The 15,326-nt window shown below is 56.3% G+C and carries 13 protein-coding genes; 4 read left to right on the forward strand and 9 right to left on the reverse strand.

Annotated elements, in window-relative coordinates:
* The 3 genes from IPM59_11845 to IPM59_11855 are packed head-to-tail and all read right to left on the reverse strand — an operon-like array spanning position 1 to position 4,236.
* Entirely contained in the window at positions 1 to 1,065 is a 1,065-nt protein-coding gene (locus tag IPM59_11845; protein ID MBK9216268.1) for a CapA family protein, read from the reverse strand.
* A 24-nt stretch (positions 1,066 to 1,089) separates the two neighbouring features.
* A complete protein-coding gene (locus IPM59_11850) occupies positions 1,090 to 2,445 on the reverse strand; it encodes a sigma-54-dependent Fis family transcriptional regulator (protein MBK9216269.1) in 1,356 nt (451 codons plus the stop codon).
* A complete protein-coding gene (locus tag IPM59_11855) occupies positions 2,446 to 4,236 on the reverse strand; it encodes a HAMP domain-containing protein (GenBank protein ID MBK9216270.1) in 1,791 nt (596 codons plus the stop codon).
* Between the two features lie 76 nt (positions 4,237 to 4,312).
* Between IPM59_11855 and IPM59_11860 the strand changes: the two genes are divergently transcribed.
* Positions 4,313 to 5,194 carry a CPBP family intramembrane metalloprotease gene (locus IPM59_11860; GenBank protein MBK9216271.1) on the forward strand — a complete coding sequence of 294 codons (882 nt, stop codon included), beginning with the start codon at positions 4,313 to 4,315 and terminating at the stop codon, positions 5,192 to 5,194.
* A 66-nt stretch (positions 5,195 to 5,260) separates the two neighbouring features.
* Here the strand turns inward: IPM59_11860 and nadC are convergent, their stop codons facing one another.
* Positions 5,261 to 6,118, reverse strand: a complete 858-nt coding sequence (nadC, locus tag IPM59_11865; protein ID MBK9216272.1) for a carboxylating nicotinate-nucleotide diphosphorylase — start codon at positions 6,116 to 6,118, stop codon at positions 5,261 to 5,263.
* Between the two features lie 109 nt (positions 6,119 to 6,227).
* On the opposite strand from nadC, the gene IPM59_11870 reads away from it, so the two are divergent.
* The 3 genes from IPM59_11870 (at position 6,228) to IPM59_11880 (ending at position 7,956) form a co-directional block, all read left to right on the forward strand.
* Positions 6,228 to 6,695 carry a hypothetical protein gene (locus tag IPM59_11870; protein MBK9216273.1) on the forward strand — a complete coding sequence of 156 codons (468 nt, stop codon included), beginning with the start codon at positions 6,228 to 6,230 and terminating at the stop codon, positions 6,693 to 6,695.
* Between the two features lie 236 nt (positions 6,696 to 6,931).
* Positions 6,932 to 7,414 (forward strand): hypothetical protein, encoded by a 483-nt coding sequence (locus tag IPM59_11875; protein ID MBK9216274.1) that lies wholly within the window; start codon positions 6,932 to 6,934, stop codon positions 7,412 to 7,414.
* A 77-nt stretch (positions 7,415 to 7,491) separates the two neighbouring features.
* Positions 7,492 to 7,956 carry a hypothetical protein gene (locus tag IPM59_11880; GenBank protein ID MBK9216275.1) on the forward strand — a complete coding sequence of 155 codons (465 nt, stop codon included), beginning with the start codon at positions 7,492 to 7,494 and terminating at the stop codon, positions 7,954 to 7,956.
* 53 nt (positions 7,957 to 8,009) lie between these two features.
* Here the strand turns inward: IPM59_11880 and IPM59_11885 are convergent, their stop codons facing one another.
* From IPM59_11885 to ftsA, 5 genes are all read right to left on the reverse strand, one after another.
* Complete coding sequence (locus IPM59_11885) at positions 8,010 to 10,703, reverse strand: valine--tRNA ligase (protein MBK9216276.1); 2,694 nt, start codon at positions 10,701 to 10,703, stop codon at positions 8,010 to 8,012.
* Positions 10,704 to 10,775: 72 nt separating this feature from the next.
* Positions 10,776 to 11,708: a response regulator gene (locus IPM59_11890; GenBank protein MBK9216277.1), complete on the reverse strand. Its 933-nt coding sequence runs from the start codon at positions 11,706 to 11,708 to the stop codon at positions 10,776 to 10,778.
* A 48-nt stretch (positions 11,709 to 11,756) separates the two neighbouring features.
* Positions 11,757 to 12,719, reverse strand: coding sequence for a 4-hydroxythreonine-4-phosphate dehydrogenase PdxA (pdxA, locus tag IPM59_11895; GenBank protein MBK9216278.1), 963 nt, complete (start codon positions 12,717 to 12,719; stop codon positions 11,757 to 11,759).
* Positions 12,720 to 12,804: 85 nt separating this feature from the next.
* On the reverse strand, positions 12,805 to 13,914 hold the full coding sequence (gene ftsZ / locus IPM59_11900; GenBank protein ID MBK9216279.1) for a cell division protein FtsZ: 1,110 nt from the start codon (positions 13,912 to 13,914) through the stop codon (positions 12,805 to 12,807).
* 174 nt (positions 13,915 to 14,088) lie between these two features.
* Positions 14,089 to 15,324, reverse strand: coding sequence for a cell division protein FtsA (gene ftsA / locus IPM59_11905; protein MBK9216280.1), 1,236 nt, complete (start codon positions 15,322 to 15,324; stop codon positions 14,089 to 14,091).
* Between the last annotated feature and the right edge of the window lie 2 nt (positions 15,325 to 15,326).

A 15,326-nucleotide genomic window follows, 5' to 3' on the forward strand; every position in this document is an offset into this window, starting at 1 on the left:
TTAAGACCTTCCTCTCATTATTGACTCGTCGAGGCCAATACTGCGGAGGATAGAGTTTGTTTCGGCGGCGTTCGCTCTGCGAGGGGTGACGCCGTCGATCATTATTGGGATTAGCTCGATTTGATCGATGGCGGCTCGCTCGGCGGTCTCGGTGAGGACGGTCGAGACGCGGAGGACAAGGCCTTTCTTGGTCTCGGCGTCGCGTTGGTCAAATATGAAATTGCCCAGCGAATAGAAGATCGGGCGGTCGCGATACCATTCCGTGGTCTGGATCCAGTGCGGATGTGCTCCTATGACAATATCAGCCCCTGCATCTATGGCGGCGTGGGCAAAATCGATCTGGGGCTGATGTGGTTTGCGAGTGTATTCGACGCCGGCGTGCATCGTCACGACAACTAGGTCGCTGATCGACTGCGCCTTTTTGACGGCCGCAGCAAGCCGATCGCGGTCCTCGATGCGGGCGACGAGATCATTTGGACGGGTGGCGCCGTTGTCATTTACCGTCGCGTACGACGCTCCAATAAACGCTAACCGCACGCCGTTTGCTTCAACTATCTGCGGTTCCCATTCCCTTCCGCCACCGCCCACGCCGACGTGGGCGATGCCGAGTTCATCAAGGTATTTTTGAGTAAATCTAAGGCCGTCAGCACGCTGGTCCATCGCGTGGTTGTTGGCGAGGTTCACGAGCTTGAAATTGAATTTCTTCAGCACCGTGGCTTGATCCGTACGGGCGTTAAAGACAAGTCCCTTTCCGCGTATGCGATCGTTGCCCGAGATCGGGCATTCTAGGTTGGCGAAGTTAAAGTCGCTCGACGCCAACAGGTCAGCAAGCGGACGGAACGGGAGATCAGCCGAGCCTGCACGATCCATAGCCGCAGAAACGCCGCGTGACAGCATCATGTCGCCCGCCGCGACGAATGTTGCCCGACGTTCGCCGGCCCTCTTCTTCGCGGGCGGCGTCTCAACATTTGACGCCGGCCGCAGGGGGCAGCCGGTCAGCAATATCAGTGTGATCGCAGCGATGGCCGTTCCCGATACGATCCTCGATCCGAGAGTCCTTGTCATTGCTATTTTCCTATATAAGAGGGTCTATTTTAGCCCTAAGTTCCTCATTCTGCGATACAGATGGCTGCGGTCAACGCCCATTGATTCGGCAGCCTTTGAGACATTACCGTCGTGTTCGGCGAGTTTGTGCCGGATAAACTCACGTTGGTAGGCGTCGGTCGCGTCCTTGAACGACGGGAAACGAAAACTCGCCGCCCGGGCGGTTCCGAGGTCGGCCGCAGTGTCGAATGGGGGCAAGTCAGCCGCAGCGATCTCTGATCTTTGCGTCATGATGACGATGCGTTCGACGATGTTCTTTAGCTCGCGAACATTGCCCGGCCAGGTGTGGACAGCCAGAGCGTCAAGGGCATCTGCCGCAAAGTCCTTTCGCGGACGGCCGTAATCCGCCGAAAAGCGTAAATTAAAGTGCTCGACAAGGGCAGGAATATCTTCAACCCGTTCCCGCAGCGGCGGCACCTGAAACGGAATAACATTTAGACGGTAAAAGAGGTCGGGACGAAAATTGCCATTCTCGATCAGGCTGTCGAGCGGCTTATTCGTAGCCGAAATGACACGAACATCGACGTTGATGGGTGCGTTGCTGCCAACCGGCTCAAACCGCTGTTCTTCGAGGACTCGCAGCATCTTGGCCTGCACGCCGGCGGACATATCGCCAATCTCGTCTAGAAAGAGTGTCGCGCCGTCTGCCACCTCGAACTTCCCTTTCTTGGCCTTTGTCGCCCCGGAGAACGCTCCTTTTGCGTGGCCGAACAGTTCGCTTTCGACAAGCTCCTCAGGGATCGCGGCGGAGTTTATCTCAACGAACGGCGACGCCGCACGCTTTGACTGTGCGTGGATCGCGCGCGCGACCAGTTCCTTTCCCGTGCCGCTCTCGCCCGAGACCAGCACACGCCCATCGGTCGGTGCGACGACGGCGATCTGCTTTCGAAGGGCACGCATCGCCACCGACTCACCCACCATTATGTATTGCTCCGCGAGGTCGCTACGGAGTTGTGCGTTTGCCAGTTCGAGCTGTCGCTGACGAACGGCGTTCTTTACGGTGACTACGGTGTGTTCGAGGCTGAGCGGTTTTTCGATAAAATCGAACGCTCCAAGTTTGGTCGAGCGAACGGCCGTCTCGATATTCCCGTGGCCCGAGATCATTACGACCGCCGCGTCGCAGCCAGCCTCTTTTAATCTTTGCAGCGTTTCGAGACCGTCGATGCCTTCTCCGAGCCAGATATCGAGCAGGACGCACGCGTAGGTGTCAGGGCCGGCCATTTCGAGACACTCCTCACCCGTCGCAACCGTCTCAACCGCAAAGCCTTCGTCCGACAGCACCCCGCGAAGCGTGTCGCGAATGCTCGGCTCGTCATCGACAATGAGGATCGTGTTGTGCATCTAGTCAACCGGTAATTCGATGATGAACTTTGATCCGTTGGGCTCGTTTGGAGCTGCATAGATGCGACCGTGGTGATCGGTGATAATGCGTTTAACGATAGCTAGGCCGAGACCGGTTCCGCGCCCCTTCGTCGAGAAATATGGCTGAAAGAGCTTCTGGAGATCAGTCGCAGCGATACCACGGCCATTGTCGGCGACTTCGGCCACGATCAGGTCACGGGCAACGTCGTGACGAGCCGTTATATAGACGCGTTTCTCCCGCGTTGAACCGTCAAACGATTCTGCAGCATTGTCGATCAGGTTTACAAACACGCGTTTGATCTGTTCGGCGTCGCACCGTGTCTCGGGCAACGATCCGTTTTCGGCAAACCTGATGTCAACATCCGGAAATCTACCCTCGACTGACGCTACGGCCCCGCGGATCACACCCTTAACATCGCCCGGCTGGAGAACCGTCTCGGGTAGGCGGGCAAAGCGTGAGAACTCATCCACCATCGCCTTAAGCGAACTAACCTCCCTAATGATAGTCGCGGTACTCTCGTTAACGACGTCAGCGATCGGGCCCTTGTCGTTGACCCGTTTGCCACCGCCGGCCTCGACGTGGCCGCTTCGATCGAAACGCTTGGCAATACGCTCGGCGGACAACTGGATCGGTGTAAGTGGGTTCTTGATCTCGTGCGCCATTCGGCGAGCGACCTCCTGCCATGCCGTCGCCCGCTGAGCAGCCAAGAGTTCGGAAAGATCCTCGATCACCAGGACTACGCCGCCATCGCCCGGTAAAGCTGAAGTCGTGATCGACACGGACCGCTCGGCCTCAAGGTCAAGCGTCACTTGTTCTGTCGCCGAACCGGTTCGCCGAGCCCTCGTAGCGAGACGCGAAATGACCGTAAAGGCTGGCTCGTCGACAAGGTCTGCGATCGGCCGGCCGACAGTGTCAACGCCGCCAACCGCCAGGATCGATCTTGCCGCATCGTTCATCGTAGTTACACAACCATGCTCATCGAGCGACGCAACACCAGTCGGTAGAGTTTCAAGAACAGTCTCGATATAACGTCGGCGTTCGGCGAGCTCGGTTGCATTTGCCTCAAGCCTTGCCGACATCTCGTTGAAAGCGTCAACAAGTATGGCGAGTTCATCCTCAGCGAGGACGTCGATCCTGTGTCCGAGGTTCCCGGCCGCGATCTCGCCAGCACCTTCCGCAAGGGCTTTAATCGGAGTCGTGAGGCCGCGAGCAACATAAAACGCGATCCATGAGGACGCAAAGATCAGCAGAAACGTCATAACGCCAAGCGTCAACAGCGCAACACGGCGAATCGTCTGTTGCTGTCTGTTCAAACGGTCCAGTTCGGCGAGCGAACTGTCGATCGAAGGCTGGTTTGCATTGCGTGCCTGTTGGATGACCTGCTGCGGCAGCTGCGAGAACCATCGGTCCAGAGCCCGGTTCATAAACAAGTATGAGAACGAGGCCATCGCGAGAATCGGCAACAGGCTAACCAGGAAGAAATATGCCAGTAGCCGAGTTTTGATCTTCGCCCCGAGCGCGAACGTGCGTCGTTCGCGCACGAGCTTGATGATGCTCCGAAGGAAGATGAACGCAAAGACGATGAGTGCAAAAAAATTGAGCGCCATCAAGGCGTAAAGCAGGATCAGGTCGTTGGCCGTCTCGATCGAGAACGATTTCCATAGGTTCGACATCTGCAGAACGCCCCCTAATACGAGCGCCGTCGCCATCAGCGTACCGATCACCCAGGGTGTCTTTCGTCGACGTAGATCACGTTCTTTGCTGTTCACTTGAGTCAGTTTAGCACAATGCTTAGCAGGCTTTGCAGTCATCGCTCGGTCGGCTACAATCACCACAACAAGACCGATGCAGAGGCTTTTTATCGATTCCGAAGGTATTGTGCGGAGCGGTTGGAGGGCTACCCTCTTTCTCGTCACGTACCTCATCGTTGCCGGCGGTGTCATCCTCGCATCCCTCGGTATCGCCGGACGATTCTCGCCCGGCGGCTCTCTTCTTCGGCTATTCGTTACATTTACGATCGCGGCCGCCGTCGCGATCGTACTCGGCTGGCTCTGTGGACGCTACTTTGAAAGAGTGCCATTCGGAGAGCTTGGTTGTACGTTCTCAGGTAGGTGGCTTAGGAATCTGGTCGTCGGTCTAGCCGTCGGCGGAGCGGCGTTCATCAGTGCTGTCTTTGTTGCCTTACTTGGAAGGGGCCTGACCTTTACGATTAATACCACGTCGTCCGGGGTTGCAATCGGCTGGACATTATTGGCTACATTGGCCGTGTTTGCCGCGGGGGCCGCTTCTGAAGAGACATTGTTTCGCGGTTATTTCCTTCAGACCTTCGCGCGCTCCCGACTTTCGTGGCTTGGCGTCATAGTAACTTCGATGCTCTTTGCGTTTGCCCATAATGACAATCCATCGGCTGACCCGCTAGCGATCTTAAACACGCTGCTGGCTGGGGCGTGGTTCGCGACCGCCTACTTCAAAACACGTGACCTTTGGTTTCCCTTCGGCGTTCATCTCGCCTGGAACTGGCTGCAGGGCCCCATCTTTGGTATCAATGTCAGCGGCATCGCCGAGTTTAGTCCCGATCCGGTACTGCGCGCCATAGACAGCGGCCCCGCGTGGCTGACCGGCGGCAGCTACGGCATCGAAGGAGGCATAGCGTGCACGATCGCGTTGGTTATCTCGGTTGGGTTGATCTATTTCCTGCCTTTGAAGGCTAACCACATAGAAACATAGAACACATTAGACATCAGGCCTGACCCATTCCTTACCATGTGCCTATTTGCCTATGTGGCTGCTTCCTCAGGCGTTTTGGATCTTGAATGAGATATCAACCGCTCGTGCGGAGTGCGTGATGCGGCCGACCGAGATGAGATCGACGCCGGCCTCGGCGAATGAACGAACCCGGTCGAGGTCCATGCCGCCGGAGGCCTCGATGATGACCTTGGGGTTGAGGTCGCGGGCCATTTGGACGAGCTTGGCGGCCTCTTCGGGGGTTTGGTTGTCGAGCATCACGATCTCAGCACCGGCCTCAATGGCTTCTCTCAGCTGTGCCCAATTGGTTATCTCGACCTCGATCTTGTGTAGGTGGCCGACGGAAGCTTTCGCGGCAGCCACAGCCTCCGTGATGCCTCCCGCGAGGGTAATATGGTTGTCCTTGATCAGCACACCGTCGTCGAGGCCCATGCGGTGGTTCTTGCCCCCACCAATAGTAACGGCATATTTCTCCAGCATTCGCAGGCCCGGTGTCGTTTTTCGCGTATCGACAATCTGCGCTTGTGTTCCTTCAATTGCCTTCACATATGCTCGGGTCAGTGTAGCGATTCCGCTCATCCGCTGTATCAGGTTGAGCGCGGTGCGTTCGCCGACGAGCAGCACGTCGGCGTAGCCCTTTAATGTCGCGAACACCGTGCCCGACGCGATCTCGTCGCCGTCAACGCTCGATGTTTCCATTTCGTCAACCTCGGGGTCGAGATGAACAAACACCGCCTCGGCCACCATCAGGCCGCACAGCACGATGTCCTCTTTCGCCAAAAACCGCCCCAGCCCGCGCGTGTCGTGCGGGACCGTCGCCGTCGTAGTAATATCACCGCGCCCAATGTCCTCGGCCAGGAAATCCCCAACCGCCCGCATCACGTCAGCACTTTCGAGCCAATTCATGAGCTAGATGATACACGAATTATATGATCGGTGGTTATCGGTGCGGGTGACTCGCTCTTGACAGAAATGGGTACTCTCAAATACGTTGCAAGTAGCGCATCAAGAACCGATGAACCAAGCCTTCAAAAAAACGCTGCAAAGCCTTTATGACGAGATAGGCATGCGCGCATTGGCTTTCGGTTTTGCCGGGGTTCTGCTCGGAATGTACTTAGCTGGATCATTCCGAGATGTTGGGACCTTCGTTGGACACCTTCTGCTGATGTTTTTTGGCACAGGCGCTCTTGCGATTTGCATAACGGAGTTGTTGCTAAAGCCGATCCGGCAAGAGAATCGGTTTGCGGCCTACTGTATCGCCTTCCTCTCGCTTTTCTTCGCGGCTAGTTTTGTCGCGATGGCTCTCGGGATGTCTGTACCATTAGGTGATCGTCCAGTAGAAATACAGACACTCTACGCCGACTTACCGAGTAGCCTTTCTTGGCTCAACGGTATCGAGTTCCGGGGAATAGCGTTACTATTCAGCCCATTGATGCTCGCTATTAGAGTGGTGCTTGGGCAACCAAACGACCGAGCCTTATAAAGAATATGCCTACACAAGCTAGCGTCGAAATCCCGATCCGTATCGAGTGTAACCCGACAAGAGGACACGAAGGTGAACGGTGGGACGTCGTTGATGTAATCGACACCTCGAACGAGCGGTATCTGGGTTGCATAGGCGTTTACGAGATCGACCTTAGATATCGCTTTCCTGATAGTCTCTCGAGAGCGGTTGTTAATTCGCTCATTGACGCCGGGCGTATCCCGGAAAACGATTCTGTGCGATATGCAATAACAATCCAAGTTTACGACGGCTGTGAGAAACTCGCCGAACATACTCAAATCATGATTCCTAGAATGGGAAAGCTCGTGAGGGTGGATAGTCAACAACTTAACAGTTTCTTCATGCTTTCGGAATTGGGCTTTGAGCACGAAGACCCATTTCTGCCAAATGGTGATTTTCTCCTTGCACTCGACCTTGGCAATCTCTATCTACAGGCGGGATCCGGCTTGAACGCTCGATTCGTTCCGGTCGTGAATGTTTGGGGAACGCATCATACGGGTCGCACTCTCACCGAGATCAAGATCGAGTTGCCTACTGAGATTGCTTCACGCGAACATCTGCTGGCTCTACTTACCTTTTTTCTCCTGCATCAACTTGGACAAGATTTCGAACCCAACTTCCATACTGAACTAATTCAAGAAGGTAAGACCCTCACGCATCTGCTTCCACGGCAGTTTCGTGCCGGGATGAAGGGCTGAATTGACTTAGGCCGACGGCAAGCGTATTCTCAATCGCAAATCCCAGACGGTTCAAATACAAGTAAGGAGAAACTTAAGTGAAGAATACATTCGGACTCGTTATCGTGGTGTTGGTGCTGATGACAGCGGCGTGGGAGTGCAGCATCGGCGAGGCGAAGCTGACGAGCCTAAAGACGTCAAAGGACAAGGACGGAAAAACGGAATCGACGACGTTCAAAGCCGGCGAGACGCTGTACGCCATCGCTGAGATCGGCGGAAGCTCAAAGACGACGACCAAGTTCCGCGTCGATGACGACAAAGGCGAAACGATCACCACCGACGTAAAGGTCGATCTGCCCCGCAACGGCACCGCGACCTACACGCTACCGCTGCCCGCGAGCGTCCCCGGCGGCAAATACACCCTCCACGCCGAAATGCTTGATGAAAAAGGCGAAAAGAAAGATGCCAAATCCGTCGCCATCACCATCGAAGGCGGCTCAAACTCGAAGGCGGATGACAAGAAAAAGAAGGAAGAGGCAGGCGAAGAGGACGACGACAAGTAACGTCCGCCTCGAACCAACAGAAAGTGCGGAAGCGACGCGTTCGCTTCCGCGTCTTAATTTAGAGCGTCGAGATTCGCCTGGAGCGTTTCTATCTGTGCGGTCAGTTCGGCTTGCCGTTCGCGCAGAGCCTCGACCTTCTCCGCGGGTGCGCGCTCGATGAAGTTTGCGTTTGCGAGCTGGCCGTCGAGGCGTGATTTTTCCTCGTTCAGTTTCGCGATCTGCGTCGAGAGCCGCACGCGCTCTTTTTCGAAGTCGATCAGGCCTTCGAGCGGGACGGCGACGCGGGCGTCGGATGTGACGGCCTTCGCGGATGCTTTCGGGACGTCGAGTTCGGAGGCGATGACAAGCTTTTCGGCACGGGCGAGTTTCAGGATCTGCGCTTCGTTGTCGCGGAAGACCTGCTGAAATTCAACCCCGGCCGCTATATGCATTTCGAATTTGATCGACGGCGAGATCTGCATCTCGGTGCGGATGTTGCGTACGCGTTTGATGACGTCGATCACCGCCGACATCTCGGCTTCAGCCGGTTCGTCGATGGCCGCTGCGCCGCCCGGCGGAAATTTGGTCAGCATTATACTGGCGTCGGCATTTGAGTATGCGGGATGATTCAATTCCGCGGACGTGCCCGGCAGCTTGAGCCATAATTCCTCGGTCAGATACGGCATAAAGGGATGCAGCATGCGCAACGCGATCTCGAGGATCGTCACGATCCGCGTCGTCGCCTCAACGTCACCGGCGTTGATCTCGTCCTTCTTGAGCTCGATATACCAATCGCAGAAATCGTCCCAGAAGAAGTGGTACATCAGCGAGACGGCCGTGTGGAATTCATATTTATCGAGGGCCAAGTTTAGATCGAGGGCCGTGCGGTTTAGGCGTGAGATGATCCACCGGTCGGCGATCGCCAGGCCGTCACGCCCCATCAGGCTCGAATGGTCGACGCGTGCGCCTTCGCTATTCATCAGGCAAAAGCGGGTGGCGTTCCAGATCTTGTTGGCAAAGTTGCGGTACGTCTCAATGAGCAGGTCGTTCCACTTGATGTCCGCTCCCGTGGCGATACTGGCCAAGTAGATCCGCGTCGCGTCAACGCCGAACCTATCGAACATCTCGATCGGATCGACGCCGTTATTGCGCGACTTGGACATAGGTTTGCCGTCCTTGCCGAGCACGGTTCCGGTCACGACGACATCCTCAAAGGCATTCTTCCCCGTGAATTTGCGCGTCAGCATGATCATCCGCGAGACCCACAAGAAAATAATGTCGCGGCCGGTGACCAATACATCGGTCGGCAGGAATTCGTTCAGGTCGTCGGTCTCAGTAATGTCACCGTTCCACCCGAACGTCGAAAACGCCCAAAGGCCCGACGAGAACCACGTGTCGAGAACGTCCTGGTCCTGCCGCAACATCTTGCCGCCGGCTTTCGCGACTGCTTCCTGCTCGGTCGTCGCGACGTAGACATTGCCGTCGTCGTCATACCAGGCCGGTATTTGGTGGCCCCACCAGAGTTGGCGCGAGATCGTCCAGTCTTTGAGGTTTTCGAGCCACCCGGTGTAAACCTTCTCGTGCGGCACCTGCGGCGAGAAGTGCGGTACGCCCTCCGTCCGCATCAGGTCGAGGGCCAGGTCGCGCATCTCGTCCATCTTGACGAACCACTGCTCTGACAAGATCGGCTCGACGATGGTCTTGCACCGCTCGCACAACGGCAGCGACTGTTCGTAATCCTCTACCTTCTCGAGCAGGCCAAGCTCGTCAAACATCGTGACAACCTTTTCACGGGCAGCAAAACGGTCCATTCCATCGAATTCCGCGCCCGCCGTGGCATTCATCGTACCGTCATCGTTCATCACGAGAAGCTGCTCGAGGTCGTGCCGCTGGCCGATCTGGTAATCGTTCGGGTCATGAGCGGGCGTGACCTTAACGGCCCCGGTGCCGAACTCGGCCTCGACATACTCGTCGGCAACAATGGGAATCTCGCGGTTTGTCAGCGGCAAAGCGACAAACTTGCCGATCATATCTTTGTAACGATCATCCGACGGATTGACCGCCACGGCCGTGTCGCCAAGCATCGTCTCTGGCCGCGTCGTGGCTACCGTCACCGTGCGATCCATGCCGACGATTGGATATTTGAGATATGTGAGTTTGCCGTCCTTTTTCGTTTCTTCTTTTACCTCAAGATCGGACAGCACGGTCTTGTCCTTCGGGCACCAGTTGACGATGCGCAGACCGCGATAGATCCAACCCTCGTCGTACAGCGTGCAGAAAACATTACGCACGGCCAGCGACAGGCTGTCGTCCATCGTAAACCGGTGACGCGACCAGTCGACCGACGCTCCTTCGCGACGCATCTGTTCGGTAATGGTATTGCCGTAAGCCTCTCTCCATTGCCAACACCGGCGGATAAATTCCTCACGGCCGATATCGATCGGGGTTTTGTTCTCGTCCCGGCGAAGCTGCTCGACCACCTTTCTTTGGACTGAAATGCCAGCGTGGTCCGTGCCGGGCAGCCAAAGCGTGCGGTATCCCTGCATCCGCTTGCGGCGAATGAGCACGTCCATCAGCGTGTGCTGCAGCGCATGGCCCATGTGCAGGCTGCCGGTGACGTTGGGCGGCGGGATAATGATCGAAAAGGGCTCGGCATTCGCGTCCTGATTGATCTCGGGCGTAAAGAAGCCGTTCTCTTCCCACCGTCTATAGTGGTTTTCCTCGGCCAGTTTCGGTTCGTAGGCCTTTGCGAGTTCCATAATGTAAATCGTAATTCTAAAACAAAAACGGCCGCCTTTCACTTGTTGCAGGCGACCGTTGCGATATCTTCCTAACCGGGTCTATTTCGGCTTGCTCTCGGCATCGAGAGCCTCGCGCATCAGCTTCTCAGCGATCCTCGGAACGGCGTCTTGTGCTACCTCGCGAATAACGCGGTCTGAAAGTCTGTCCACTACAACGTTCGCGATGCGATCCACAAGTTCGGGCGAGAGATCCCGGATCACTTCCTCGATACTTTGGGCTGAAGCCGGCATTTGCGCTTCTTTTCCAGGCGCGAGCACTGACGTGTCCTCAAATACAAATCTTGGAGTAAATGCCGCAGACTCTTCCCGTAATGGTTCACTGTGTGCCGATTCCAACGGCTTCCGTTGAAAGGATGCTTCCTCCGTTTGGATCTCAGATACCGGCACGAACTCCGGTACGTCGTCAGCCTCCGTGGGCCTGCTTGTCTCGATCAGTTCGTCATCCATTCCCGCATCGCCCAATAGATCGTCGAGGGTATCAAACTCTTCAATTTCAGCAGAAACCGCAAAGCTGTCGCGATACAGATCCTCAATGTCAGCGGTCTCTGCTCCGGTCGCTACCGCAACTGGAGTTAGCTCCGGCGCACCGACCTCACGGCCAAGAAGTTCATTGACGCGGATCACAAGATCGCGAATAGATTGGAATGGCTTCGTCATGAACCCATCGGCTCGGACGCGTTCAGCCTCATCATGATCAAATGGCACAAATGAGCCAACGAGCAATAACACTGGAATGTCCTGCGTCAACTGGTCCTGCTTGATCATGTCGCATATCTGGTAGCCGGTCGTACCTTCCAACTCGACATCTACCAGCACGATGCTGGGCTGCACCTCGACAAACTTGCGCATCGCAGCTTGGGCGTCAGATGTAGGAAAAACTTCGATGCCCTCATCAGCGAAGGCGAGTTCGACGACTTTACGAACCGAGGCTGAGGCATCGGCAAGCAGCATTTTTGGGCGTATCTCTTCCAATTTCCTAAGTCACAAGCGGTCCCGAACCAGGTGTTAGCAATAATTTTATCAGATTCGGACGGTAGCGGGCGAGGGTTTTGCTAACTGCGCAGCCAAGCGAATCGCCGAGACCATGCTTGACTCGTCAGCGATGCCTTTGCCCGCGATGTCAAACGCCGTTCCATGATCGACAGACGTACGGATGAGCGGCAGACCGAGCGTAACGTTGACCGCTTCGCCAAACGATAACGATTTCACCGCGATAGTCGCTTGATCGTGATAGAGGGAAACAACAACATCAAACTCGCCTTTGTAGCCGCGCAAGAAGATTGTATCAGGCGAATACGGGCCGCTAACGTCAACACCGTTCGCCTTTGATCGTTTGACCGCCGGAGTGATCTCGGCTGCTTCTTCCGAACCAAACATACCGTCCTCAGAAGCGTGCGGATTGAGGCCCGCAACGGCTATCGACGGCCGGCGGCCAAGCAATTTCGTGAGTGATCGGTCCGTAAAATTGATGAGCTTGACCAGATTCTCGGTCGTTACTTTTTCAATCGCCCTTGTCAGTGGCAAATGTGTCGATAGCAGCACCACCCTAAGCTTGTCGGCAAAAAAGCTCATCCTGAACTCGTCGGTATTCGTCAGAGCCGCAAGGAATTCGGTATGGCCTACATGATGATATCCGCCGAGAGCCAGCGAATGCTTGCTGATCGGCGCGGTGCAGATAGCGTCAATGTGGCCGTCACGCCACAGGTCAACAGCGGTTTCAATATACTCGCCGGCCGCCTTTCCTGTCGCAGCGGTGCTGGAGCCCGGGATAACCTCACCCGCGAGGTTCTCGAGATCATGGATACGAGAAAGCTCCGGCAAACCAAATGCCTCAGCGGTTCGACACAAAAAGTCTCTATCTCCGATCACAAGCGGGCGGCACACGGAAATGACACGCTCATCCGCGACCGCCTTAAGTGTTATCTCAGGCCCGATGCCGGCAGCGTCGCCGAGCGTGATTCCAATGATCGGAAGCTCCGACATAGCTAAAGTATGCTCGATAAAAAGCAAATAGCGAAGAGCCGCAACCCTTCGCCATTATCCGTTATCAGCTATCCGTATTACTTATTCAGTCTGCCTGTCGCCGCATAAAGGTCGGCACGTCGATATTCTCGACAGGCTGAAGGTCGTCAGGCAGGAGAATATCCGAGGCTTTCATAGGCATATGCGGTGGAGTAGCGACCGCACGGGTTTCCGTCACTTTCGGCTGCGGCGGCCGGACGGCAATTGCGGAATCGAATCCTGTCGCAATGACCGTGATACGGATCTCGTCGCCCATATCGTCCTTGATCACGCTGCCCCAGATGATGTCCGCGTGGTCGTCAGCCTCGGTCTCGATCATACCAATGGCGTCTTCGACCTCGCCGAGCACCATTCCGGGGCCGCCGGTGACGTTGATGAGAGCCGCCTTTGCTCCCTTGATCGAGGCTTCTTCGAGAAGTTTGTAATCAAGCGCGGCACGCATCGCTTTTGAGGCTGCGTCCTCGCCTTCGCCTTTCCCGATGCCCATTAGGGCGACGCCCTTGCCACGCATGACGGTCGTCACGTCGGCAAAGTCAAGATTGATTATGCCCGGCGTAATGATCAGGTCGGTGATACCACGGACCGCCTGGAGCAACACATCATCAGCGCGACGGAATGCCTCCATGATCGTGATCTTCTCTTCAACCTCGCGAAGCTTGGAATTCGGGATCGTCAGCAGCGTATCGACACAGCCGCGAAGATCTGCAATTCCCTGCTCGGCCTGCGCCATCCTCTTCTTGCCCTCGACCGTAAACGGTTTCGTCACAACCGCTACGGTCAAGGCACCCAACTCGATCGCGAGACTCGCAACCACCGGTGCCGCGCCCGTTCCCGTTCCGCCGCCGAGGCCGGCGGTGACAAAGACCATGTCCGAGCCTTCAAGCACATCGAGGAGTTTTTCGTGATCTTCGAGGGCGGCCTGTCGCCCGATCTCCGGATTCGACCCGGCACCGAGACCGCGAGTCGACTTGCTCCCAAGCTGTATCTTCATCGGGGCCTTTGACGCATTCAAGGCCTGAAGGTCAGTGTTGGCAACGATGAACTCGACACCCTTAATGCCGGCGTCGATCATCCTGTTGACAGCGTTACCGCCGCCGCCACCGACACCCACCACCTTGATCCGTGCACCAGTTATTGGCGGCTCATCGATGAACATTTTAATTCGCGGGTTGAATTGCAGGTCGTCCATGGTAATAGAACTTGTCATGACAGATCACCGAAACTTGCGGCCAGAAATTGACCTCGTAGGCTACTAAAACTAACAATATATTGTGCTGACGGGAGAACAGCATACAACGATTTGCGGTAGATTTCAAATGCCGCGAAGCGTTTATCGGAAACGGTCGCGAAAGTTTCCGAGCCATTCCGCAACCCGTCGAGCGGACGACCGAGAATCGCCGACATCCCGCAACTCAACACGCATTCCGCCGAGCGCCAACCCGGCCGCCACAGCCCATTCCGGGCCCGGTATCTCGTCGGCCAAGCCGCCAAAATATGATCCTTCGAGAGTGCCGACGCGCGTTGGCGCGTCAAAGACCTGCTCGGCGATCTCGGCCAGGCCATGAACGGCTGAGCCGCCACCGGTCAGAAAGACGCCACCCGAGATCTGGCCCTTCGCACCCGAAACTTCCCTGGCAACATGTTGCAATAACTCAACCGCGCGCGGCTGCATTATGTCGCAGAGGATCTCCTTCGACAGGGTGCGGGTTTCTTCTCGCCCAAATGGCACGATCTCGATCGCCTGTTGTCGTTGGTCCTCATTCAGGAGAAAGGATGCAACACAGCCGTGATCCTCCTTGATCTTGTTAGCCTCAGGAATAGAAACGCGCAACCCTGTCGCTATGTCTTTGGTGAAGTGCATCCCGCCGAATGGAAAGATCGCCGTATGCTGGACCGCCCCACGACCAAAGATCATGAGGCTGGTGAGTTCGGAACCCATATTGACCAACGCGCAGCCATACTCTTTGTCTTCCGGTGTCAATACGCTCTCAGCTGCCGCCAACGGCTCAAGTACCATTTGTTCGACGTCAATACCCGCCCGACTTACGGCCTTCTTCAGGTTCTGGCGACCTGCTCCGGGGCTCGTAACCACATGCACAAGGGCCTCAAGCCGCGCCCCCGTCATGCCCACCGGCTCCGTAATGCCATCCTGTCCGTCAACAAGAAATTCCTGCGGCACGCGTGCCATGATCTCCCAGCCCGGCGTCAACGGCATTGCCGACGCCGAATCAATCGCACGCTCGACATCTTCGTCGGTGATCTCCTTGTCAGGGCCGGCTACGGCTACGACTCCGTTCTTATTCTCGCCCCGCAGATGCTCGCCTGACAGGTTCACGACTGCCGATTCGATATCGACACCGCTTACGCGTTCGGCCTCGGCGACGGCCCGGCGGATCGATTCGGCCACAGCTTCCGTCGAAGTGACAACACCGCGACGCATTCCCCGCGACTCAACTTCACCCATTCCGACAATGTTCAGCTTTCCGCTCGGTGCCGATTCGCCGACGACGCACCGTACGCTGCTCGTGCCAATATCGAGGCCCACGACCTGTATTTCGTTAGACATAG

The sequence above is a fragment of the Chloracidobacterium sp. genome, assembly GCA_016715795.1.
Lineage (GTDB): Bacteria > Acidobacteriota > Blastocatellia > Pyrinomonadales > Pyrinomonadaceae > OLB17.